Source organism: Pseudomonas abieticivorans, from assembly GCF_023509015.1.
GTDB lineage: Bacteria > Pseudomonadota > Gammaproteobacteria > Pseudomonadales > Pseudomonadaceae > Aquipseudomonas > Aquipseudomonas abieticivorans.
Genome location: NZ_CP094975.1, coordinates 5,716,701 through 5,740,238 on the forward strand (window position 1 = coordinate 5,716,701; position 23,538 = coordinate 5,740,238).

General features: G+C 64.4%; 23 protein-coding genes. 20 read left to right on the top strand and 3 right to left on the bottom strand.

The features are described from left to right. Complete coding sequence (locus L9B60_RS25940) at window positions 1–1,209, bottom strand: aspartate transaminase (RefSeq protein ID WP_249673830.1); 1,209 nt, start codon at window positions 1,207–1,209, stop codon at window positions 1–3. A gap of 365 nt (window positions 1,210–1,574) precedes the next feature. Between L9B60_RS25940 and nac the strand changes: the two genes are divergently transcribed. The 13 genes from nac to L9B60_RS26005 all read left to right on the top strand — a co-directional run bounded on the left by nac (window position 1,575) and on the right by L9B60_RS26005 (window position 12,848). Continuing rightward, the gene (gene nac / locus L9B60_RS25945; protein ID WP_249673831.1) at window positions 1,575–2,492 is read left to right on the top strand and encodes a nitrogen assimilation transcriptional regulator NAC; all 918 of its coding nucleotides are present in this window, start codon (window positions 1,575–1,577) and stop codon (window positions 2,490–2,492) included. Between the two features lie 102 nt (window positions 2,493–2,594). Next, window positions 2,595–3,014 carry an acetyl-CoA carboxylase biotin carboxyl carrier protein gene (locus L9B60_RS25950; RefSeq protein WP_249673832.1) on the top strand — a complete coding sequence of 140 codons (420 nt, stop codon included), beginning with the start codon at window positions 2,595–2,597 and terminating at the stop codon, window positions 3,012–3,014. Continuing rightward, a complete protein-coding gene (gene accC, locus L9B60_RS25955; protein WP_249673833.1) occupies window positions 3,015–4,367 on the top strand; it encodes an acetyl-CoA carboxylase biotin carboxylase subunit in 1,353 nt (450 codons plus the stop codon). Next, window positions 4,364–5,035: a 5-oxoprolinase subunit PxpB gene (gene pxpB / locus L9B60_RS25960; RefSeq protein WP_249673834.1), complete on the top strand. Its 672-nt coding sequence runs from the start codon at window positions 4,364–4,366 to the stop codon at window positions 5,033–5,035. The genes accC and pxpB overlap by 4 nt, the downstream gene beginning before the upstream one ends. After that, window positions 5,032–5,991 (top strand): 5-oxoprolinase subunit C family protein, encoded by a 960-nt coding sequence (locus tag L9B60_RS25965; RefSeq protein ID WP_249673835.1) that lies wholly within the window; start codon window positions 5,032–5,034, stop codon window positions 5,989–5,991. The genes pxpB and L9B60_RS25965 overlap by 4 nt, the downstream gene beginning before the upstream one ends. A gap of 10 nt (window positions 5,992–6,001) precedes the next feature. Next, window positions 6,002–6,409, top strand: coding sequence for an acetyl-CoA carboxylase biotin carboxyl carrier protein (locus L9B60_RS25970; RefSeq protein WP_249673836.1), 408 nt, complete (start codon window positions 6,002–6,004; stop codon window positions 6,407–6,409). Window positions 6,410–6,418: 9 nt separating this feature from the next. Beyond that, window positions 6,419–7,189, top strand: coding sequence for a LamB/YcsF family protein (locus L9B60_RS25975; RefSeq protein WP_249673837.1), 771 nt, complete (start codon window positions 6,419–6,421; stop codon window positions 7,187–7,189). A gap of 92 nt (window positions 7,190–7,281) precedes the next feature. Beyond that, complete coding sequence (locus L9B60_RS25980; RefSeq protein WP_249673838.1) at window positions 7,282–8,034, top strand: SDR family oxidoreductase; 753 nt, start codon at window positions 7,282–7,284, stop codon at window positions 8,032–8,034. 108 nt (window positions 8,035–8,142) lie between these two features. Then, entirely contained in the window at window positions 8,143–8,844 is a 702-nt protein-coding gene (locus L9B60_RS25985) for an amino acid ABC transporter permease (RefSeq protein WP_249673839.1), read from the top strand. A 5-nt stretch (window positions 8,845–8,849) separates the two neighbouring features. Continuing rightward, the gene (locus L9B60_RS25990) at window positions 8,850–9,593 is read left to right on the top strand and encodes an amino acid ABC transporter permease (RefSeq protein ID WP_249673840.1); all 744 of its coding nucleotides are present in this window, start codon (window positions 8,850–8,852) and stop codon (window positions 9,591–9,593) included. Between the two features lie 23 nt (window positions 9,594–9,616). Beyond that, on the top strand, window positions 9,617–10,345 hold the full coding sequence (locus L9B60_RS25995; RefSeq protein WP_249680154.1) for an amino acid ABC transporter ATP-binding protein: 729 nt from the start codon (window positions 9,617–9,619) through the stop codon (window positions 10,343–10,345). Window positions 10,346–10,374: 29 nt separating this feature from the next. Next, window positions 10,375–11,208 carry an ABC transporter substrate-binding protein gene (locus tag L9B60_RS26000; protein WP_249673841.1) on the top strand — a complete coding sequence of 278 codons (834 nt, stop codon included), beginning with the start codon at window positions 10,375–10,377 and terminating at the stop codon, window positions 11,206–11,208. Window positions 11,209–11,654: 446 nt separating this feature from the next. Beyond that, window positions 11,655–12,848 carry a sugar transporter gene (locus L9B60_RS26005; protein ID WP_249673842.1) on the top strand — a complete coding sequence of 398 codons (1,194 nt, stop codon included), beginning with the start codon at window positions 11,655–11,657 and terminating at the stop codon, window positions 12,846–12,848. Here the strand turns inward: L9B60_RS26005 and L9B60_RS26010 are convergent. Together L9B60_RS26010 and L9B60_RS26015 are read right to left on the bottom strand one after the other, a co-directional pair. Further along, a complete protein-coding gene (locus L9B60_RS26010) occupies window positions 12,833–13,444 on the bottom strand; it encodes a glutathione S-transferase (protein WP_249673843.1) in 612 nt (203 codons plus the stop codon). The genes L9B60_RS26005 and L9B60_RS26010 overlap by 16 nt on opposite strands. Before the next feature lie 165 nt (window positions 13,445–13,609). Then, on the bottom strand, window positions 13,610–14,818 hold the full coding sequence (locus L9B60_RS26015) for an MFS transporter (protein ID WP_249673844.1): 1,209 nt from the start codon (window positions 14,816–14,818) through the stop codon (window positions 13,610–13,612). Window positions 14,819–15,007: 189 nt separating this feature from the next. Here L9B60_RS26015 and L9B60_RS26020 point away from each other — a divergent pair, with 189 nt between their 5' ends. The 7 genes from L9B60_RS26020 to L9B60_RS26050 all read left to right on the top strand — a co-directional run bounded on the left by L9B60_RS26020 (window position 15,008) and on the right by L9B60_RS26050 (window position 23,534). After that, window positions 15,008–15,922, top strand: a complete 915-nt coding sequence (locus L9B60_RS26020) for a LysR family transcriptional regulator (protein WP_249673845.1) — start codon at window positions 15,008–15,010, stop codon at window positions 15,920–15,922. A 103-nt stretch (window positions 15,923–16,025) separates the two neighbouring features. After that, window positions 16,026–16,829, top strand: a complete 804-nt coding sequence (locus tag L9B60_RS26025; RefSeq protein WP_249673846.1) for a class II aldolase/adducin family protein — start codon at window positions 16,026–16,028, stop codon at window positions 16,827–16,829. Window positions 16,830–16,844: 15 nt separating this feature from the next. Further along, entirely contained in the window at window positions 16,845–18,176 is a 1,332-nt protein-coding gene (locus L9B60_RS26030) for an LLM class flavin-dependent oxidoreductase (protein WP_249673847.1), read from the top strand. 278 nt (window positions 18,177–18,454) lie between these two features. Further along, a complete protein-coding gene (locus L9B60_RS26035) occupies window positions 18,455–20,848 on the top strand; it encodes a TonB-dependent receptor plug domain-containing protein (RefSeq protein ID WP_249673848.1) in 2,394 nt (797 codons plus the stop codon). A 16-nt stretch (window positions 20,849–20,864) separates the two neighbouring features. Continuing rightward, window positions 20,865–21,809 carry an amino acid ABC transporter permease gene (locus L9B60_RS26040; RefSeq protein ID WP_249673849.1) on the top strand — a complete coding sequence of 315 codons (945 nt, stop codon included), beginning with the start codon at window positions 20,865–20,867 and terminating at the stop codon, window positions 21,807–21,809. Then, window positions 21,802–22,584 carry an amino acid ABC transporter ATP-binding protein gene (locus tag L9B60_RS26045; protein ID WP_249673850.1) on the top strand — a complete coding sequence of 261 codons (783 nt, stop codon included), beginning with the start codon at window positions 21,802–21,804 and terminating at the stop codon, window positions 22,582–22,584. The genes L9B60_RS26040 and L9B60_RS26045 overlap by 8 nt, the downstream gene beginning before the upstream one ends. A 26-nt stretch (window positions 22,585–22,610) precedes the next feature. After that, on the top strand, window positions 22,611–23,534 hold the full coding sequence (locus tag L9B60_RS26050; protein ID WP_249673851.1) for an ABC transporter substrate-binding protein: 924 nt from the start codon (window positions 22,611–22,613) through the stop codon (window positions 23,532–23,534). The last annotated feature ends 4 nt before the right edge of the window (window positions 23,535–23,538 follow it).

Genomic DNA, 23,538 nt, shown 5'->3' on the forward strand with positions numbered 1-23,538 from the left:
TCAGCGCAACGCGGCAACGGCGGTGGCGATGCGCCGGCAGCCTTCTTCCAGCGTTTCGATGGCCGATGCCGTGGACATGCGAAAGAACGGCGCCAGGCCATAGGCACTGCCGGGGATCACGGCCACGCCCTGGCTTTCCAGCAGGTAGAGGATCACCTCGGTGTCGCTGTTCAGCACCTGGCCGTCAGGCGTGTGCTTGCCCAGCAGGGCGCCGCAGTTCACGTACAGGTAGAACGCGCCTTCAGGCGGCAGGCAGCTCAGGCCGTCGATGGCGTTGATCAGTGCCAGGCAGCGGTCACGGCGCTGGCGGTATACCGCACGGCTTTCGCTGACAAACGTCTGGTCGCCGTTCAAGGCCGCCACGGCCGCCGCCTGGCTGACGCTGCAGGCGTTGCTGGTGGACTGCGATTGCAGGGTGGCCATGGCCGTGATCAGGTCGGCGGGGCCGGCGCCGTAGCCGATGCGCCAGCCGGTCATGGCGTAAGACTTGGACACGCCATTGATCAGCAGCACGCGATCCTTGAGCGCTGGCTCCACGCTGAGGATATGGGTGGCCGGGCGGTCGTCGTAGCGGATGTGCTCGTAGATGTCGTCGGTCATCACCAGCACATGGGGGTAGTCCAGCAACACGTCGGCCAGCGCGCGTAGTTCATCGGCGTGGTACACCGCGCCCGTGGGGTTGCTGGGCGAGTTCAGCAACAGCCAGCGGGTGCGCGGGGTGATGGCGGCGCGCAGTTGCTCGGCGGTCAGCTTGAAATGGTGTTCTTCAGTGCACGCCAGGGTCACCGGCTCGCCTTCGCAGGCCAACACCATGTCTGGGTAGGACACCCAGTACGGCGCCGGGATCAGCACTTCGTCACCGGCGCCCAGGGTGGCGGAAAAGGCGTTGTAGATCGCGCTCTTGGCGCCGCTGGTGACCACCACCTGGGCCGGGCTGTAATTCAGGCCGTTTTCGCGCTCAAGCTTGGCGACGATGGCCTGGCGCAGCTCCGGGGTGCCGGCGTTCTGGGTGTAGCGGGTGTCACCGTTCTGGATCGCGGCGCAGGCGGCGGCACGGATGTGCGGCGGGGTGTCGAAGTCCGGCTCGCCCACTACCAGGTTGATGATCGACTTGCCGGCGCGACGCAATTCGTTGGCACGGTCGGCAGCGGCGCTACTGGGCGAAGGTTTGATGCGATGCACTCGGGCGGCGATGCGGGAAGCGGTCACGTGGGTTTCCTCGAGAGTGGCCTGATGGGGGCTACGTTACGAGGCGGCCGTGGGCTGAGATAAGACAAGTTCGTTCTGGGTTGATAGGCGCAGCTTATGACCGGGAATGTTCCATGCCGCACCAAAGTGGTGCCGCGCCGTGTTTGCGAGGGTTGCCTGGGTGGGTTGTGGTGCTTTGCCGCAGTGTCATAGCAAAGGCTTATATCGGCGGTGTCTGTTGCGCGGATCAATGCGCCCCTGCACGAGCCGCGATCACTTGTAGGCACGGATTGATCGGCGAACCGCTTCCTGCCGATATTCGCCCTGCCAGGTTCTGGCCTGGCTCTTGCTCTACCCCTGCATTGCCCTGCCAGAGTGTGCCGCCTGTGAACCTGCGCCGTTTGAAGTACTTCGTGAAGATCGTCGACGTCGGCAGCCTGACCCAGGCCGCCGATGTGCTGCACATCGCCCAGCCTGCGCTCAGCCAGCAACTGGTGACGCTGGAGGCGGAGATGCAACAGCAATTGATCATCCGTACCAAGCGCGGCGTGACGCCGACGGAGGCGGGCAAGGTGCTGTATGGCCACGCGCAGTTGATTCTGCGTCAGTGCGAGCAGGCCCAAAGCGATGTCAATGCCACCGGTTTCGCCCTGTCCGGCCAGGTCTCGGTGGGCCTGGCTCCCGGCACGGCGGCCTCGGCGCTGTCGCTGCCGTTGCTGCGCCGGGTACGCGAGCGCCACCCCGGGGTGCTGCTGTACCTCAACGAAAACTTTGGCACCACACTGAGCGAGTTGATCATGAACGGGCGCATGGACATGGCCGTGCTGTACGGCGGCCGTGAGGTGCATGGGCTGAGCTTCGTGCCGTTGATGCGCGAGCAGCTGTACCTGGTGAGCGCCGACCCCGAGTTGCAGGCGCGCGACGAAATCGCCTTGGCGGAACTTGCCGACCTGGACCTGTTGTTGCCGCGCACCTACAACACCATGCGCCGGCTGGTGGACGAGGCCTTCCTGAAGATCGGCTTGAGCGCACGGGTGATCGCCGAGGTGGAGTCGTCCACCACGCTGGCCGCCGCCGTGAGCGAGCATTTCGGCTCGACGATTTTGCCCGAGTCCGCCGCTCGCGCCTTGGTGGCGGTGCACGAGGCGCACCTGTGCCGCATCGTCCAACCGCAAATAGAGGCGCCCTTGGCCTTGTGCCTTTCAGGGCATTTGCCGCTGTCGGTGCCGGCCCAGGCGGTCAAGGCGATCCTGCTGGAACTGGTGGCCGAGATGCGCGGCAACCTGGTCTCGGTGCAGTCATAAGCGGCCCTTATCACCCCACAGTCAAACCCTCTTGGCCGCGTTTTGGCACGCTCGATACAGTGCGCTCCAGCCACTTTTTTCTATTCACGGCAGGGGCATTGCATGAACCCGGAACGCATCAAAGCGCTGATCGACCTGATGGCCGAGTCCGACCTCAGCGAACTGCGCCTCAACGAAGGCGACACCCAGCTGCAGCTGTTGCGCGACGGCCAGGTGCCGTGCGTGCCAGCACCGCCCGCGGCGGCCCCGACGGTGCAGGCCGTGTCGCCCGCCACCACCGGCACTTTTGAAGCCAGCGCCGCGCTGTACGGCGTGCTGCACCTGACACCTGCGCCCGACCAACCGGCTTTCGTGCAGGTGGGCGATACAGTTGCCCAGGGCCAAACCCTGGCCGTGGTCGAGGCGATGAAGATGTTCCACCCGCTCAAGGCCGAACACGCAGGCACCGTACAAGCGATTTTGGCCGCCAGTGGCGAAGAAGTCGCCGCCGGCCAGCCGCTGTTTCGCCTGGAGGGCGTGTGAATGTTTGATACTGTGCTGATCGCCAATCGCGGCGAAATAGCCTTGCGCATCCTGCGGGCCTGCCAAGGCCTGGGCCTCAAGACGGTGGCGGTGTATTCCGAAGCCGATCGCGACGCCGGCTACGTGCAACTGGCCGACCAGGCTATCTGCATTGGCCCGGCAGCCCCGGGCCAGAGTTACTTGAACCAGGCAGCGCTGCTGTTTGCCGCCGAGTTGAGCGGCGCCCAGGCGATCCACCCAGGCTACGGTTTTCTCTCGGAAAACGCCGCCTTTGCCGAGCGCGTCGAACAGGCCGGCCTGACCTTCATCGGCCCCAGCGCCGCGTGCATCCGTACCATGGGCGACAAAGTCTCGGCCAAGCGCGCCATGCGTGAAGCCGGTGTGCCGTGCGTGCCCGGCCCCGACACCAGCATGGCGCAAGACCCGGCGACCATCCTGGCCATTGCCCGCCAGATCGGCTACCCGGTGATCGTCAAGGCCGCGGGTGGTGGCGGTGGGCGTGGCATGCGCGTGGTCGAGCAAGAGGACCAATTGCTTGCGGCCATCGGCCTGACCCGCGAAGAAGCGCGCCGCGCGTTCGGCAACCCGGAGCTGTACATCGAGAAATTCCTGGGCGAACCCCGCCACGTGGAGATCCAGGTGCTGTGCGATGCCTATGGCCACGCGGTGTGGCTGGGCGCACGCGACTGCTCAATGCAGCGCCGCCACCAGAAGGTGCTGGAAGAGGCCCCGGCCCCCGGCATCGACCCGGCCGAGCTGGGCCGGGTGGGCGAGCGTTGTGCGGCGGCCTGCCGGCAGATCGGCTATCAGGGCGTGGGCACCTTCGAGTTTTTGTACGAGCACGGCGAATTCTATTTCATCGAGATGAACACCCGCCTGCAGGTGGAACACCCGGTGACCGAGATGACCACCGGCATCGACATCGTCCAGCAACAGATCCGCATGGCGTTGGGCGAACGTTTGGGCCTGACCCAGGCCGACATCTGCGTGCAAGGCCATGCGTTGGAATGCCGGATCAACGCCGAAGACCCGCACAGCTTCATGCCCACCCCAGGGCTGGTCAGCCGCTGGGAAGTGCCTGGCGGCTATGGCGTGCGGGTCGACAGCCATGTCAGCCACGGTTACCGCGTGCCGCCTTACTACGACTCGATGGTGGCCAAGGTCATCACCCACGGGGCCACCCGGGCAGAAGCCCTGGCGCGCATGCGCCTGGCCCTGAGCGAAATGCGCGTGGAGGGTATCAGCACCAACATTGCCCTGCACCGCGAGATTCTCCAGGACCCTGGCTTCAACGCCGGCGGTGTCGATATTCATCATCTGGAACGTTGGCTGCAACTGAGGAGTACCCCATGAGTGCCATGCACACGGACGCGGCCCCACGCATCAGCTTGCTGGGCACCACCGCCTTGCTGCTCGAAGCGCCCGGCAGCCTGGACCTGGCCCCGCAACAACGAATCTGGGCGTTGGCCCGGCTGGCCGAGCAGTGGCCGGCGATTCGCGAAGCCGTGCCGGGCATGAACAACCTGATGCTGACCTTCGACACGCCGCCGCGCGACCTGCAGGGCCTGAAAACCCGCCTGCTCGACGCCTGGGCGCAGTGCCCGCCGCTGCCCCTGGAGGGCCGCGTGATCGAATTGCCGGTGGTGTACGGCGGCGAGCACGGCCCGCACATGGCCGATGTGATCGCCCACACCGGGCTGGATATCGAGACCATCGCCAACCTGCATTGCGAACCGCTGTACCCGGTGTACGCCTTGGGCAGCCACCCGGGCTACTGCTACCTGGGCGGCATGGACCCGCGCCTGGCCACCCCGCGCCGGCAGGTGCCGGTGCTCACTATCGGCGCAGGCTCCGTTTCCATCGGCGGCGTGCAGACCGGCGTGTCGGCCTCGGCCGGCCCCAGCGGCTGGAACACCATCGGCCGTACCGAAATGGTCTTTTTCAACGCCGAGCAGTCGCCACCGGCGATCTTGCAGCCTGGCGACCAACTGCGCTTTCGTATCGAGAGGATCATCCGATGATCGAGATCATCAGCGCCACCGCCCTGGCCACCGTCCAGGACCTGGGCCGCAACGGCAGCCTGGGCTACGGCGTGGGCACCTCCGGGGCCATGGACAGTTTGTCGTTGACCTTGGGCAACCTGTTGCTGGGTAACGAGCCGGGGGCGGCGGCCATCGAGATCCCGCTGTTCCCCTTTGAAGTGCGCTTTATCCAAGACTGCGCCTTCGCCGTGACGGGCGCCGCCTGCGGGGCCCGGTTGGACGGCCAGGTAATCCCCCCCAACTGGGTGGCCCAGGCGCTGGCCGGCCAGGTCTTGAAACTCGGTTACCCGTCGGCCGGCAGCCGTGCCTACCTATGCCTGGCCGGTGGGGTCGACGTGCCGCCGGTGCTGGGCTCGCGCAGCACCCAGTTGCGTGGCGAGTTCGGCGGCTGGCAGGGGCGCATGTTGCAGCAGGGCGACCGCTTGCCCGCAGGCCGCCCGGGCCTGGCCAGTACCAGCGATTTTGGCGTGAGCCTGGTGAGCCGGGCGATGCCGCTGGCGGTCGATGGCGTGCCGGCCATGCGCGTGCTGCCAGCAGCCGAATACGACTGCTTCAGCGAAGATTCGCAGGCGGCGTTCTGGGCCGGGCAATGGAAAATCACCACCCAGAGCAACCGCTACGGCTATCGCCTTGAAGGCCAGCCGCTGCTGCCCAAGCACCCTCTGGAAGTTCGCTCCCATGGCATCGTGCCGGGGGTGATCCAGGTACCCCACGGTGGCCAGCCGATCATTCAGATGCGCGATGCCCAACCCAGCGGCGGTTACCCCAAGTTCGGCACAGTGATCGAGGCCGACCTGTGGCGGCTGGGCCAGGCCCCCATCGGTAGTTCGGTACGTTTCATTCAATGCAGCTACGAGCAGGCCCTGGATGCGCTGGAGGCCAACCGCACCTTCATCGACGCCACGCGCCGCTTGCTGACCTTGCACAGCCTTTGAGGACCTAAGCATGAACCTTCAGGAAATACGCCAGTTGGCCCGCTGGCTGAGCGCGGCCAACCTCAGTGGGCTACAGATTACCCGGCCCGGTTTCGAACTGACCCTGCGCCGTGGGTCGGCTGCGCCCGCGCAGGCCGCGGTGGCGGTCCAGACTCAAGTGGCTGCGGTATCTGACGCGCCGACGGCGTCAGTCAAGGCCAGCGGCCCCGGGCACTTTTTCAGCCACCACCCCGACGAGCGCAGTGCCTGGGTCAAGGCCGGCGATGAGGTGCAAGCCGGCCAATTGCTGGGCGTACTGCGCATCGGCCACTTGATGCTGCCGGTGCGCAGTGACCAGGCCGGGCGGGTGAGCGCGGTGCGCGCCGCCGAAGGCGAACAGGTGGGTTACGGCCAGCCGCTTTTTGACCTGGCCGTCTAGGAGCCGATGATGCGTATAGATTTGAATGCCGACCTGGGCGAGGGCTTCGGCCCGTGGACAATGGGCGAAGACCAGGCGTTGATGCAGGTGGTCTCTTCGGCCAACGTGGCCTGTGGGTTTCATGCCGGCGACCCGCTAATCATGGACGCCACGGTACGCCAGGCCAAGGCGGCCGCCATCGACCTGGGCGCGCATGTCGGCTACCCCGACTTGCAGGGCTTCGGCCGCCGGGCCATGAACATCGAGCTGCGCGAGCTGGCCACATACGTGGTTTACCAGTTGGGTGCGCTGGCCGGCATGGCCGCCGTTGCCGGCCACCCCATGACCCACATGAGTTTCCATGGCGCCCTGGGCAACCGGGTGGCCGCCGATGCCCAGATGGCCGAGGTGCTGGTGCGCGCCGTGGCCCAGTTTGACCCCCGGCTGATCATCAGCTCATCCAGCAGCCAGGCCATCGAGGCGGCCGCAGGCAAGCACGGGTTGCGGGTGGCGACTACCTTCCTGGCCGACCGCGCCTACGACGAGCACTGCCTGCTGGTGCCGCGCGGCATCCCAGGCGCGGTGATCAAGGACCCGGCGCAGGTGCGCCAGCGGGTCGCGCAATTGTTGCAGGACGGCACCGTGACCACCCTGGACGGCAAGCGGGTCAAGGTCGACGCCTGTTCGATCCTGCTGCACGGCGACACGCCGGGCGCGGTGACGCTTGCCCGCGACCTGCGCCAGTTCATCGAAGGGCAGGGCGCCGTCATCACCCCGATCAGCCAGTTGCTGCGGTCATAAGCGCAGCTTATCGCCACACAACCAATGCGTCTTGGCCGTGCACAGCACGGCTGGTTACAGTCCAGAACAGAAGCAGAATTGAGGAACACCCCATGCCATTTTCCGATTATAAAACCGCGCTGGTGACCGGCGCCTCCTCGGGTATCGGTGCCGCCGTGGTCGAGCGCTTGTGCGCCGAGGGCGTGCAGGTGCACGCCCTGGCCCGCAGCGCCGACAAGCTGGCTGAATTGGCCGAGCGCACCGGCTGCATCGCCCACGCCGTCGACGTCACCGACCTTGCCGGGCTGACCGCGCTGTTCGAGCGCTACACCTTCGACATCCTGGTCAACAACGCCGGCGTCGACCGCCCCGGCTCCCTGCTCAAGGCCGATGCAGAAGGCATAGACCTGCTGGTAGACGTGAATATTCGCGCCGTGCTGCACCTGGCGCGCCTGGCCCTGCCGGGCATGATGGCGCGCGACTGTGGGCACATCGTCAACATCAGCTCCATTGCCGCCGCCTACAATTTCGGCGGCAACGCCACCTACCACGCGACCAAGGCTGCGGTCAGCATGCTGTCCAAGCAGCTGCGGGTCGACGCATTCGGCAAGCGCGTGCGGGTCACCGAGATTTGCCCGGGCCGGGTGGCCACCGACATCTTCGCCCATGTGCACGGTGACTCCGACGAAGTGCGCCAGCGCTTTATCGAAGGCTTCGAGTTGCCCGAGGCCAAGGACATCGCCAACGCCATTGCTTTCGCCATTGCCGCGCCGGTGTCGATGAACGTTGGCCACATGGAAATCACCCCTACGCTGCAAGTGCCGGGTGGGCTGCAAACCGCACGCCCCCAGGAGTATCAGGGCTGAGCCCCGCAGGCCTTAAAAGAACGGCCCAAGCCGTCATTGCCGCACCCGCGCCGGGTTCGCCCCGGCGCCTTGTTTCTGCCCCAAGCCGCATGTCGATGGGAATTGACCATGAAGCATGACTTCGATCTGGCCGCGATCCTCCAAGGCGAATACGCCGCGCTGATCCTCAAGGGCATAGAAATGACCCTGCAACTGGCGTTGTTCGCCTGGTGCCTGGCCATGGTGCTGGCGCTGTTGCTAGTGTCGGTCCGCCTGACGGGCAACAAGTACGCCGAACGCCTGGTGGCGGCCTACGTGTCGTACCACCGCAACGTGCCGACCCTGGTGCAACTGATGCTCTGGTACTTCGGCATCCCGACGCTGCTCAGCGACACCACGCAAATCTGGCTGGCCAACTACAGCACCGAATACCTGTTCGCGATCATCGCCCTGGGCCTGTGCCAGGCGGCGTACTTCAGCGAGGACATCCGCAGCGGCCTGCGCGCCATCCCCAGCGGGCAAACCGAGGCGGCCCGCGCCCTGGGCCTGGGCTACGTGCGTTCGTTGCGCTACGTGATCCTGCCCCAGGGGGTGCGCAACTGCCTGCCCTCGCTGATCAACCACACCGTGCTGCTGTTCAAGAACACCAGCCTTGCCATGGCAATCGGCGTGGTGGAGCTGACCTACGCCACCCGGGAAGTGGAGAACTACACCTTCCGCACGTTCGAATCGTACCTGGTGGCCACCCTGGTGTACCTGGCGATTTCGCTGCTGCTGATGGGCCTGGGTGCCCTGATCGCACGGCACTTCAGCAAAGCCACGGCGAGGTAGGCGCGATGTTCGATTTTTTCACGATTGTGCGCGACAACTGGGCGCTGCTTCTCATCGGTCAGTACCCCCACGGGCCCTTGGGCGGGCTGGCCAACACGCTGATCCTGGCCGCGTTGGCGCTGATTCTGGCGTTCCCCCTGGGGATGCTGCTGGCGCTGGCGCGGGTGTCGCCGTGGCGCTGGCTACGTTACCCGGCCACGGTGTGGGTGTATGTGCTGCGCGGTATCCCGCTGCTGATGGTGATCTTCTGGACGTACTTCCTGGTGCCACTGCTGATCGGCCACAACATCACCGGCTTCGCCACCATGCTCTGCACCCTGGTGGTGTACCAGAGCGCGTACCTGTGCGAGATCATTCGCGGCGGCATTCAGGCCTTGCCCAGCGGGCAGTATGAAGCTTCGCGGGCCTTGGGCCTTGGGTATGTGCGCAGCACGATCTGGGTGATCCTGCCCCAGGCGCTGTACAACGCCTTACCCAGCCTGATCAGCCAGTTCGTTTCGATCATCAAGGAAACCTCCCTGGGCTACGTGATCAACGTGCAGGAGGTCACCTTCGCGGCAAACCAGGTCAACAACCAGTTGCTGACCAAACCTTTCCAGGTGTTTTTCATCCTGGCGATTACCTACTACGTGCTGTGCTACGGCCTGACCCGCCTGGCGGGCGTGCTGGAAGCGCGTATTGCCCGCAAGCGCCAGGGTAGCAATGCCCAGGCAGCGCCGCAGGCTTGCCTGCTGACCAGCGATAACTGAAGAGGGTTGCCTTCATGCATCCGATGATCATGTTTTCCCGCATCAACAAATGGTACGGCGAGTACCAGGCCCTCACCGATATCACCGCCGAGGTCAAGCGTGGCGAGGTAGTGGTGCTGTGCGGGCCGTCGGGCTCGGGCAAGTCGACGCTGATCCGCACGGTCAACCGCCTGGAAGACATCCAGAAAGGCCAGATATTGTTCGATGGCCAGGACGTCAACGGCACCGACGCCAACCTCAACCGGCTGCGCAGCCGGGTGGGCTTCGTGTTCCAGAGCTTCAACCTGTTCCCGCACCTGTCGGTGCTGGACAACATCATCCTGACCCCCACCAAGGTGCGCGGCCTGAAGGGCAGCGAAGCCCGCGCCCGGGCCATGGAATTGCTGGACCGCGTGGGCCTGGCGCACAAGGCCGGCGCCTACCCGGCGCAACTGTCGGGTGGCCAGCAACAGCGCGTGGCCATCGCCCGCGCCCTGGCCATGGAGCCACCGGTGATGCTGTTCGACGAGCCCACCAGCGCCCTGGATCCAGAGATGGTCGGCGAGGTGCTGAGCGTGATGAAAGGCCTGGCCAAGGACGGCATGACCATGATGTGCGTGACCCACGAGATGAACTTCGCCCGTGAGGTGGCCGACACTATCTGGTTCATGGACGCCGGGCAGATTCTGGAAAAAGGCGCGCCCGAGCAGTTTTTCAGCCAGCCGGCCCACCCCCGCGCGCAACGGTTTATCGCCGACCTGCGTGCCCACTGAATTCAACCTGATTGACCTGGAGTAGCCCCATGCGTATGAAGCAATTGTTGGCGATGATGGCGTTGGCCCCCTTGGCCGTCTCGGTGGCCCAGGCCGACCAGATGAGTGATGTGCTGGCGAAAAAAAGCTTGAGCTGCGGCGTCTACGCGGACGTGCCGCCGTTCTCCGCGCCCGACCCTAAAACCCGTGAGCTGGTGGGCATGGACGTGGACCTGTGCACGGCGTTGGCCAAGCACCTGGGCGTGGCCCTGGAACTCAAGCCGATGTCGGTTGAGGCGCGTATCCCTGAGGTTAAGATGGGCCGTGTCGACGTGATCTTCGCCAATCTTGCCTACACCAAGAGCCGTGCGGAGCAGATCCAGTTCAGCGACCCTTACTACATTGCCAAGGAAACCCTGGTGGTGCGCGCGCCGAACGCCGACCAACCGCGCTCGTTCTTCAAGGACAAGAAAATCAGCTCGACCAAGGGCTCGACCTCCGAGCAATCGATCCGCATGGCCGACGCCACGCCGGTGACGTTCCAGGACACGGGTTCTGCCTACATGGCCCTGCAGCAGAACAAAGTGGTGGGGCTGGTGACCAACACCATGACCGCGATCAAACTGGTGGGCCAGGCGAAGGAGGGCGGCGTGGAGCTTGCCATCGCCAAGGAGCCAATGGCCCTGGAACCGATTGGCGCCGGCATGCGCCAGGGCGAACCGGCCTTTCTGGCCAAGGTCAATGAATCGCTGCGCGCCATGGACCAGGCCGGCGAAATCGACGCCATCTGGAACCGCTGGATCGGCCCGGACACCGCCTACAAGATGGTGCGCGAAGACAAGGTGCAGAGCTTGAGCGAATTGAAATTCGACCCGTTGCCCTGATGGGCTTAAGCATGGGCGGCCAACGCCGCTCGTTCATACCTGGGTGCGTTGCAATACCGGTAGGAGCGGATTCATCCGCGAAGCAGCCGACGTAATTTGCCTGACACACCGCGGTGCGCTTTTCGCGGATCAATCCGCTCCTACGGAAGGAACGCGATCGCCTGTAGGAGCGGATTCATCCGCGAAGCAGCCGACATAATTTGCCTGACACACCGCGGTGCGCTTTTCGCGGATCAATCCGCTCCTACATGCAAGCCCGGTCATGGCCCGCCTGTTGTCGCGCCCCCACCACCGCGCGTAGAATTCGCGTTATCTGGATTCACCCCCAATACTCATAACAATCGCTGGCCGCAGGCTCCACTCAGGCAAACCCTGGGTGGGGCTTTCGTGCGTGGCGTTTTCGGGTGTGGGTTGTTTTTTTCACGATTTGGCGCGGGTTCTCATACATGGATGCATCCCAGGATGTTCACACCGGCAGTTGGTTGAGCGTGATCGCGCTGGCCCTGGCGGCCTTTATTTTCAACACCACCGAATTCGTCCCCGTGGGCCTGCTGAGCTCCATCGGCGGCAGTTTCGACATGACCCCTGCGCAAGTCGGCCTGATGCTGACGATCTATGCCTGGGTGGTGTCCTTGATGTCGCTGCCGATGATGTTGATCACCCGCAACGTCGAGCGGCGGCGCTTGCTGATGTGTGTGTTCGGCGTGTTTATCGTAAGCCACGTGCTGTCCTGCGTGGCCAACAGTTTTGCCATGCTGATGGTCAGCCGTATCGGCATTGCCTTCTCTCACGCGGTGTTCTGGTCGATCACCGCGTCACTGGCCGTGCGCGTGGCGCCGGCGGGCAAAGAGGTGCAGGCCCTGGGGCTATTGGCGACGGGCACGTCCCTGGCCATGGTGCTGGGCATCCCGCTGGGCCGGGTGGTGGGTGAATTGCTGGGCTGGCGCATGACCTTCCTGAGCATTGCCGTGGCCGCAGGCGTGACCGTGCTGTGCCTGGCCAAGTCGCTGCCCTTGCTGCCCAGCCAGAACTCCGGTTCCCTGCAAAGCCTGCCTATGCTGTTCAAGCGGCCACCGTTGGTGGCCTGCTACGTGCTGACGGCGTTGGTGGTGACCGCGCAGTTCACCGCCTACAGCTACATCGAGCCGTTCTCGCAATCGGTCGCGCACCTGAGCAGCGAAATGACCACCTTGCTGCTATTGCTGTTCGGTGGCGCCGGTATCATTGGCTCGCTGGTGTTCAGCCTGTTCAATAATCGCTACCCGCGTGGTTTGCTGATTGCCTCCATCGGCTCGCTGGCGGTGTGCCTGTTGCTGCTGTTGCCACTGTCGTACAAGGCCGGTTACCTGGGCGCGCTGAGCGTGCTGTGGGGCGTGGCGATCATGTGCTTTGGCCTGATGCAACAAGCCAAGGTGCTGCAGCTGTCGCCCGACGCCACCGACGTGGCCATGGCCCTGCACTCGGGCATCTACAACATCGGCATCGGTGGCGGGGCACTGCTGGGCAGCGTGGTCAGCAGCCAGATCGGCGTGGCCAATGTTGGCATCGTCGGCGGCGTGCTGGCCGTGTTGGGCCTGGTGTTGTGTTGCGTGGCAGCACGCCGCTTTGGCAACCCCAAGGTGATTCACACCATCGGGTAGCGCTTGAACAGGGCGGTGGCTTCCAGGCGGGCGGCGTGGGCGTGCAACGCTGGGAAGTCAGCCGGCTTGATCACGTCCGGCACCATCAGCAGCATGAACGACCAGGCCACGGCACTGGTGACCTCGGCCTGCCCCGGCACCTGGTCATCTGCCGGGGGCAGGGCGGCGATCTGCTGCTCAAGCGCCGCGCACGCCGCCAGCAACTGCCCGGTCACCCGCGCCACCCAGGGTTGGTGGCGTTTCTCTTCGGGCCGCAGGTTGTGCTCGTACACCAGTTGAATCGACTTTTCACACGCGGCCAGGGCCAGGCCCTCGGTGCGCAGTGCTTGCCCCAATGCACGCGCATCCTGGGGGCGGCGTTTGCCGGCCGGTGCGCTCAGGGTTTCGAAATAGTCCAGGATAAGCGCCGAATCCATCAGCACGGTGCCGTCATCCAGCACCAGGGTAGGGGCCTTAACCACCGGGTTGACCTGGGCGAAGGCGTCGAAGGTGCTGAACACCGACAGGGGGAAATGCTCGAAGGTGATGCCGTACAGGTCCAGCGACAGGGCGACGCGGCGTACGTAGGGGGAGTCCAGCATGCCGTAGAGTTTCATTCAAACCTCCGTGTATTGAGTCAGGGTGCGTTCTGCACCCTAGCCAATGGTGGAGGGTTTGTCATGTGAATCAATGCTTGCCCCGGCCCCTTTCGCAAGCAAGCTTGCTCCCACGGTGTGGGAGCAAGCTTGCTTGCGAAGGCCGGCCTCAGATGCCATCGAGCCTCAAGCCAACTCGCGCGCACGCCCACGCTCATTGACCAGGAACGCCACCAGCGCCACCAGCGGTATCGCCACGCCGACCTTGACCACCAGCCCCCAGCCGCCCTGTTCATACAGGCTGCTGGCGATGGCCGAGCCGACCGCGCCGCCGATAAAAATGCTGGTCATGTACAGCGCATTCAGGCGCCCGCGGCTGGCCGGGTCCAGGCTGTAGATGGTGCGTTGGCCCAGCACCATGTTCATCTGCACGGCAAAGTCCAGCAGCACGCCGGTCAGGGCTAGGCCGATCACGCTGAACGCCGGGTGCACCAGGGCTGTGGTAAAGCTCAATGGCGCCAGCACCATGGCCACCAGGGAGGCGCGGCGGGTGTGCCCGGCATCCGCCAGCCGCCCGGCGATGGGCGCGGCGATGGCACCGATGGCACCCACCAGGGCAAAGATCGCGATCTGGCTCTGGCTCAGGCCGTGCTGGCGCGACAGCTCCAGTGGTACGGCGGTCCAGAACAGGCTGAAGGCGGCGAACATCAAGCCCTGGTAAAACGCCCGTTGGCGCAGCGCGCCGTAGCGGCTGAACAAAGTGCCCAGCGAGCGCAGCAATTGGCCGTAGCTGGCGCTGTGGTCCGGGGTGCGCGCCGGCACCGTGGCGGCCATCACCCACATGATCAACACCATGGCCACGGCGGCGGCGATGAACACCGCGCGCCAGCCCAGCCAGTCGGCGATCAGGCTCGACAGTGGCCGGGCCAGCAAGATACCCAGCAGCAAGCCGCCCATGATGCTGCCCACCACGCGGCCACGGGATTCTTCGCTGGCCAGGTGCGCGGCCAACGGGATCAGCATTTGCACCGACACCGAACTGAAACCGATCAGCAGCGACACCAGCAAAAAGGTCAGCGGCTCGTGGCTGATGGCCGCGCCCACCAGGCTCAGGGTCGCCAGTAAGGCGGTCGCCAGCATCAACTTGCGGTTTTCCACCAGGTCCGCCAATGGCACCAGGAAGAACAGGCCCAGGGCGTAGCCGACCTGGGTCAGGGACACGATCAGGCTGGCGCTGTGCGCCGACAGCCCGATGTCCGGGGCGATCAGCTCGATGATCGGCTGTGCGTAATAGATGTTGGCGACGATGGCGCCGCAGCAAAAGGCAAACAGCGTCACCAGGGCGCGGCTCATGGTCGGGGCCTTGCTGTGCAACGGGTCGGTCAGACTGGTCATGAAAGTCGTCTTGTGCAGTGGAACGGGATCGAGGTACCAAGGTTAAGGGCCTTGGACGCCCGGCACTAGTGTGCGCGTATCGATAGTGGCTATGCCTGGCAGGAATGATAGGGCGCCACTGGCCAAGCACGGTACTTTAGGACTATGCTTTTATAACATTTTACTCTCTTGCTACCATGTGCGGCCCGAATGAAAATTGATGATATCGATGCCTTCGTCGCGGTGATTCGTTGCCAGTCCATCAGCCAGGCAGCCCTTAGCTTGCAGCTCACCCAACCGGCGATTACCCGGCGGGTGCAGAACTTCGAGCAGGCGTTGGGCGTGGAGCTGTTCGACCGCAACACCAAACCCCTCAAGCCCACGCTGATCGGCACCCAGGTGTACGAGCAGTGCCGCACCATCCTGCGCGAAATGGACGCCCTGCGCGAACTGGTGGCCAGCGACGCGCCGCCCAGCGGCGTGTTGCGCCTGGGCGTGCCGCAAACCATCGGCGACGTGGTGCTGCTCGATGCCCTCAAACACCTGCGCCAACAGTACGCCGGGCTGCGCGCCCAGGTGTCGACCGGCTGGGGCAGCCACCTGGTCGGCAAGATCGAACGCGGCGAGCTGGACGCGGCCGCCGCGCTGTTCCCGGCCGGCAAGATCTTCCCCGACAACATCATCGGCGAGTCCATTGGCAAGATGGAGTTGGTGGTGGTGTGTGCCAAGGCGCAGTTGCCGAAAAAACCCTGCAAGCTTGCCGACTGTTATGACAGCGGCTGGGTGCTCAACCCCGACGGTTGCGGGTTTCGCGCAGGGCTTGCGCGCACGCTCTCGGAGCAGGGCTTGCAACTGAAAGTGAACCTGGAAACCTTTGGCACCGAGCTGCAGCTGGGCCTGGTGGCCGAAGGCATGGGCCTGGGCCTGGTGCCCCGCGACTTGCTTGAGCGCAGCGCCCATCGCGAGCAACTGGCGGTGGTGCCGCTCAAGGATTTCAAGCCGGTGATGGACCTGTGGCTGATCTACCCGCGGTTTCTGGGCAACCTGCAGGGGCCGGTCGCGACCTTTGGCGAACTGGTGGCGCAATCGCTGAAAAAAAACTCGGGCGGCTGCGTAAGGTCATAAAATAATTTGATGATTAGCTTAGATTAAAATGTGATTTTTAAATGTTGCTCCCGGGGCTTAGGCTGCCTGCACAGCCACCATAGGCCCCACAGGGAGCAGTGCCATGAGCAGCGTGTCAGCCTTACCCCTCAATACCAGCAGCAACACCTCGGTTCGCGAACGCGTCACGCCCCAGGAATGGGAAGTACGCGTCAAACTTGCCGCTGCCTACCGCCTGGCTGCACAGCTGCGCTTCACCGACCATATCTACACGCACTTTTCGGCCCGCGTGCCCGGCCCTGAAGAGCACTTTTTGATCAACGCCTTCGGCCTGCTGTTCGACGAGATCAGCGCCTCCAACCTGGTCAAGGTTGACATCGACGGCACTATTGTCGATGACCCCATCGGCCTTGGCATCAATTACGCAGGCTACGTGATCCACAGCGCCATCCACGGCGCGCGCCCGGACCTGCAAGCCGTGCTGCATACCCACACCCGCGACGGTATTGCCGTGTCGGCGCAAAAGGATGGCCTGCTGCCGATCTCCCAACACGCCATCGGGTTCTCTGGCCGCGTGGCTTACCACGGCTATGAGGGCGTGGCCCTGGACCTGGACGAGCGGGTGCGCCTGGTGGCGGACCTGGGCGACAAGAGCGTGATGATCTTGCGCAACCACGGCCTGTTGACCGGCGGCATCAGCGTTGAGCACGCCTTCCAGCAACTGCATGGCCTGGAGCGTGCCTGCACCATCCAGGTGGCGGCACAGGCCGCAGGCAATGCCGAGTTGGTCTACCCGCCCGCTGCGGTGATCGCCAAAGTGGAGCAACAGGCCAAGGCCCACGCCAGCGGCGATGGCCCCGGCGTGGCGCGGCACTGGAACGCGCTGATTCGTCAGCTGGAACGCACCGACACCGACTATAAACTCTGACTCCAGGAACACCCAATGACCCGACAATTGAAACTTGGCGCTATCCTGACCGGCGTCGGCACGGGCCAGGCCGACTGGCTGAGCCCCGAAATCCCTGGCGACGCCAGCGTCGACATCGACTGGTACCGTGAGCAGGCGCGCCAGGCGGAAGCTGCCAAGTTCGACCTGGTGTTCATCGTCGACAGCCCCTATATCACCGCCGATTCCGCCCCGCACTACCTCAACCGGCTGGAACCGTTGACGCTGCTGTCGGCCATCGCCGGCAGTACCTCGAAGATCGGCCTGGTGGCCACCCTGACCACCTCGTACACCGAGCCCTACAACGTGGCGCGCCAGTTTGCCTCGCTGGACCTGATCAGCCACGGCCGCGCTGGCTGGAACGTGGTGACCACGGGCCTTGAAGGGGCGGCCGGCAACTTCGGCCTGGAACAGCACATCGACCATGGCGAGCGCTACCGCCGGGCGCGCGAGCATGTCGAGGTGGTGCAGGGGCTGTGGAGCTCCTATCAAGCCGATGCCTTCCCGCGCGACAAGCAACGCAAGCAGTTCCTCGACCCCTCACGCCAACATCGCCTGGACCATCGTGGGGAATTTTTCTCGGTGACCGGGCCGTTGAACATCGGCCGCTCCAAGCAGGGTGAGCCGGTGATCTTCCAGGCTGGGATTTCCGAGTCGGGCAGGGCGCTGGCCGCCGACGTGGCCGAAGGCATTTTCGCCGGCGTCGATAACTTTGAAGACGCCCAGGCCTACTACCGCGACATCAAGCAGCGCACCCAGGCCGCCGGGCGCAACCCGGAGCACGTGGTGATCTTGCCGGGCATCGCGCCGATCATTGCCGACACCGATGAACAAGCGCGCCTGCTGGAGCGCCAGTTGCACGGCGAACTGGACCTGAACAAGGCCCTGGCAGCCTTGGGGCGCCCCTTCAACTACCACGACTTCAAGCAGTACCCTTTGGACCAACCGTTTCCAGAACTGGGCGATTTGGGTAGCAACGGCTACCGCGGCCATGCCGAGCACATCAAGCAAGTGGCTCGCGAACAGGGCCTGACCTTGCGCCAGGCCGCCCTGCGCTTTGCCACGCCGTTTTCGCATTTTGTCGGCTCGCCGCAAACGGTGGCCAACGAGATCGAGCGCTGGTTCGTGGAAGGGGCCTCGGATGGCTTCAACATCCGCCTGACCGCGCCCAGCGAGTTTGCCGCGTTTACCGAGAAGGTCCTGCCGCTGCTGCGAGCCAAGGGGCTGTTTCGCGAGGAGTACAGCCATGACACGCTGCGTGGGCACTTGGGCTTGCCGGTGCCCGAGAATCGCCATGCACAGGCGCCGGCGCTTTCCATCGCGGTCTAGCCACACCTCGCGCCACTAAAACGCAGGCTTTACGTAGGAGCGGATTCATCCGCGAAAAGCGCCGCGCGGTTCTCCTGGGGGAACGCGGAGTGCTTTTCGCGGATGAATTCGCTCCTGCGGGCGCATATAAAAACGTAAAATAATAAAATAAATTAATACAAGATTATACCAAAATAGAATTATACGACTCGATTTAATTCCCTTATTGTCATTTCCAACAGCCTACCCCCGCCCACGGATGGTTCCCCAGCAACATTGGACGGGAGTTACCCGCAGGTATGCACACCACCTCTTCTCTGGCCCTGGCAATCAGCAGCGCATTGCTGGCCAGCAACGCCTTCGCCGCCAATGACGACACCTTGAGCACTGTAGTCGTCACCGGCAACCGTGGCGCCGAACAGCGCACCGTGACCAGCAGCCCGGTACCGATCGACGTGGTCAGTGCCAAGCAATTGCAAGCCACCGGCAAGCCCGGCTTGATGGAAGCCCTGAGCGCCAGCATTCCCTCGCTGTCGCTGCCGGAAAAAACCGGCTGGGACGCCAGTGGCATGGCCCGCGCACCCAACCTGCGTGGCATGAACGCCGCCCAAGTGCTGGTATTGGTCAACGGCAAGCGCCGCCACACCAGCGCCACCCTGAACATCAACGGCATCAACACCGGCGCTGCGCCTGCGGACCTGGACTTCATCCCCATCAGCGCCATCGACCACGTCGAAGTGCTGCGTGACGGCGCGGCGGCGCAGTACGGCTCTGATGCCATTGCAGGGGTGATCAACGTGATCCTCAAGGCCGACGCCAGCGGCACCTCGGTGACCAACGCCGGCCAAGGCTACGACGGCAAGAAGCAGACCGTGCAGCAAAGCCTGGACAAGGGCTGGGAGATTGGCGACGGCGGTATCGTCCACCTGAGCCTGGATGCACGCAGCCAGAACGATGACAACAAGGCCAGCGCCAACGGCTACAGCGTGGCCCAGGCCGGTGACCTGGCGGGCAAGTCGACCTACGGCGGCTACGGCACGCCCAAGCAGAACCTGCTGACGCTGGCCTACAACGCCGAGCTGCCGTTGGCCGATGATTTAAGCCTGTACTCGTTCACCACCTGGTCCAGGCGCAAGTCCGAGCAAGGCCAGAACTTCCGCCTGCCGACCATCACCAACACCATCACCACCGGCCCCAATGGTTACCCGGCCGGCTACGTGCCGGTGTGGACCATCGATGAGGACGACTTCCAGGCAGCCTTCGGCGGCAAGGGCCAGGTGGGCGAGTGGGACTGGGATTTGTCCACCACCTACGGGCGCAACGAAGCAGAGCAGGGCACCTACCACAACCAGAACCCGTCGCTGGGCGAGGCCACGCCCAACTCGTTCACCAATGGCACCTGGATTTCCACGCAGTTGACCACCAACCTGGACTTCCAGCGCAGCTACGACGTGGGCCTGGAAGACCCGCTATCGCTGTCCTGGGGCCTGGAGCACCGCCGCGATGGGTACCAAGTGCAGGCCGGCGACTACGCCTCCTACGCCGACGGCGGCTATTGCGTGGCGCCGGGCAATTGCGCGTCCTCAGGCGCGCAGGTCACCAACGGCATTTCGCCGGACGAGGCCACCAGCGCCACCCGCAACAGCGTGGCCAGCTATATCGACGTGGGCATCAACCCGGTGCCGCAGTGGTACCTGGGCACCGCCTTGCGTTACGAGCATTACAACGAAGGCGTGGGCGCCACCCGCAGCGGCAAGCTGACCAGCCGCTACGATTTCACCCCGGCCTTTGCCATTCGCGGTACCGTGAGCAATGGTTTCCGTGCACCGAGCCTGGCCGACAGCCTGTTCAGTGCGCGCTCCACCACCTATGGGGTGGTCGATGGCGTGTACCAGTCGATCAACTATGGCGTGCTGCCCGTGGACTCGGCGGCGGCCAAGGCCCTGGGCGCGACGTCGCTCAAACCTGAGCGCTCGACCAACTTCAGCCTGGGCTTCACCTTTACCCCGACCGACGATTTCACCCTGACCACCGATGCCTACGTGGTGAACATCCGTGACCGCATCACCCTGACCGGCACGCTGCTGGGCGACGAAGTCACCCAAGTGCTGCAAAGCAACGGGATCAACTCCACGTCGGGTGGGCAGTACTTCCTCAACGGTGCCGACACCCGTACCAAGGGCGTGGATGTGGTCAGCAATTACAGCCAGGACCTGGGAGCCTGGGGCTCGCTGAAATACACCGCGGCCTTCAACTGGAACCAGACCGAGATCCTTAGCTACAAGGCCACCACCGACATCGGCGGCACCCCCTATGAGCTGATGAACCGCGAGGCGCGCAACCTGCTCACCGGCGTGCAGCCCAAGACCAAGCTGATCTTGGGCGGCGACTGGAGCATCGACAAGTTCAACGTCAACCTGGCCTTCACCCGCTACGGCGCTTACAAAGAGGTCAATGCCTCGTCCGATCGCTCCCTGGACCGCATCTACGGCGCGCAGTGGATCACCGACCTTGACGTGGGCTACCGGCTGACCAAAGACCTGAGTGTCGCGGTCGGCGCCAAGAACCTGTTCGACGAGTACCCCAAGAAACAGGGGGTGCCCTCCAGCACCATGGTCAGTAGCTACGGCGTGTACTCCCCGTACGGTTTTACCGGTGGCTACTACTACACCCGCCTGACCTACGCCTTCTGACATGCGAGGAACCGCCATGCCCACTGTATTGGAAAGCTACGCCTACACCCGTGAAACCCAGGCACCGGCCACTCAGGCTTTGCGCATCGTGCCCGCGCGTCACCCCTGGCGCTGGCTGGGCTCGGCCTTCGCCGCACTGGTGCTGCTAGGCATCGGCCATTCCCTGGCCACCAACCCGCGTTGGGAGTGGGGGGTGTTTGCCCATTGGTTCTTCGCGCCCTCGGTGCTCAAGGGCCTGGGCCAGACCTTGCTGCTGACCTTGCTCAGCACGCTGCTTAGCGCAGTGCTGGGCACAGGCCTGGCGTTGGCGCGGTTGTCCAGGTCGCCGCTGCTGTCGTCGCTGGCGTGGGGCTACATCTGGTTCTTCCGCTCGCTGCCGGCGTTGCTGGTACTGATCATCCTCTACAACTTCGCCTACCTGTACGACCACATCACCCTGGCGGTGCCCTTTACCCAGCAGGTACTGGCGCAGTGGTCGACCGTGGATGTGCTTAGCCAGTTCACCGTGGCGGTGCTGGGCCTGGGGATGATGCAGGCGGCATACACCGCCGAGATCATCCGCGGCGGCATCATCGGCGTCGACCCCGGCCAGCACGAGGCCGCCGCCGCGCTAGGGCTACCCAGCCACCGGCGGATTTTCCGGATCATCCTGCCCCAGGCATTGCGCTCCATCGTGCCGACCGGCTTCAACGAAATCATCGGCCTGGTCAAGGGCACCTCGATCGTCTACGTGCTGGCCTTGCCGGAGCTGTTCTACACCGTGCAGGTGATCTACAACCGCACCCAGGCGGTGATCCCGCTGCTGATCGTGGCCACGGTCTGGTACCTGCTGATCACCACCGTGCTGACCAGCGCCCAGTACTACATCGAACGCTACTTTGCCCGCGGCGCGGTGCGGGTGTTGCCGCCCACGCCGCTGCAACGCCTGCGCGGCTGGTTCAAGGAGAAGGCCCATGGCTGACGCCACCACCGTGCGCGCCGGACGCATCCAGATCCAGGGCGTGAGCAAACACTACGGCGCACAGGCGGTGTTGAAGAACATCGACCTGACCATCGAGCCTGGCCAGGTGACGGTGATCCTCGGGCCCTCGGGCTCGGGCAAGTCGACCCTGCTGCGCACCCTCAACCACCTGGAGAAGATCGACGCCGGGCACATCACCATCGACGGTGAATACGTGGGCTACCGGCGCAAGGGCCACCTGCTGTATGAGCTCAAGGAGCGCGAAGTGCTCAAACGGCGCATCGAGGTGGGCTTTGTGTTCCAGAACTTCAACTTGTTCGCGCACCTCACGGCCCTGGAGAACATCAGCGAAGCGCCCCTGGCGCACAAGCTCTGGACCCCGGCCAATGCGCGCACAAAAGGCCTGGAACTGTTGGGCAAGGTGGGCCTGGCCGAGAAAGCCGATGCCTACCCGAGGCAGCTGTCCGGCGGCCAGCAACAGCGTGTGGCCATCGCTCGCGCATTGGCACTGAACCCCAAGGTAATGCTGTTCGATGAGCCGACCTCGGCCCTGGACCCGGAGCTGGTAGGCGAGGTGCTGGACGTGATCAAGCAGTTGGCAAGCCTGGGCACCACCCTGGTGGTGGTCACCCACGAGATCGGTTTCGCCCGCGAGGTGGCCGACCACGTGGTGTTTCTGTGCGACGGCGAGCTGATCGAGCAGGGCCCGCCGCACCAGGTTTTCGAACACCCGCGACACCCGCGCACCGCTGCCTTCCTGGGCAAGGTGCTGTAAACCGCCACGTTAAAGGAATGACTGCCATGTTCAAACGTTCCCTGTTAGCCCTGTTACTGAGCGCCAGTGCCAGCGGTGCCGTGCTGGCCGACACGGTCAAGGAGTTCGACCTGAGCCCCGACCAGCCGCCTATCGTCACACCGCCCAATGCCGCGGCCATCAAGCAGATCCCGGCGGGCTTCAAGTTCGCCGAGCCCGGTACCTTCACCGTGGCGGTGTCGGGCACGGCCAGCCCACCGTTGGCCCTGTTGGCCACTGATGACAAGACCACCATCGGTAGCGAAGCCGACACTGCCCGGTTGATCGCCGACAGCCTGGGCCTGAAGCTCAAGGTGCTGCAGGCCAGCTGGGAGGACTGGCCCCTGGGCGTGAGTTCCGGCAAGTACGACGCGGTGATCAGCAACGTGACGGTGACCGAGGCGCGCAAGCAGCGTTTTGACTTCGCCACCTACCGCCAGGACGTGCTGGGCTTCTATGTCAAATCGAGCAACGCCATCAGCGAGATCAAGCAAGCCAAGGACATCGCCGGGCTGAAGATCATCGTCGGCGCCGGCACCAACCAGGAAAAAGTCTTGCTGGCCTGGAACGAGGCCAACGAAAAGGCCGGCATCGCCCCGGCCACCCTGGCCTATTACGACGACCAGGCGGCCTCGACCCTGGCCTTGCAGTCGGGCCGGGTGGATGCGCTGTTCGCACCCAACTCGGTGCTGTCCTACGCCGCCAGCCTGCGCGGCGGTATCAAGTTGGTTGGCTTGGTGAACGGCGGCTGGCCGCTGAAGGCCGACATCGCCGTGACCACCCGCAAGGGCAACGGCCTGGTAGCACCGATCCACACCGCGCTGGAAGGCGCCATCGCCGGCGGGCAGTACGCCCAGGTGCTGCAACGCTGGGGCCTGGTCGTGGAGGGCATCGACCATTCGCAAATCAACCCACCGGGCCTGCCGGACTGAGCAA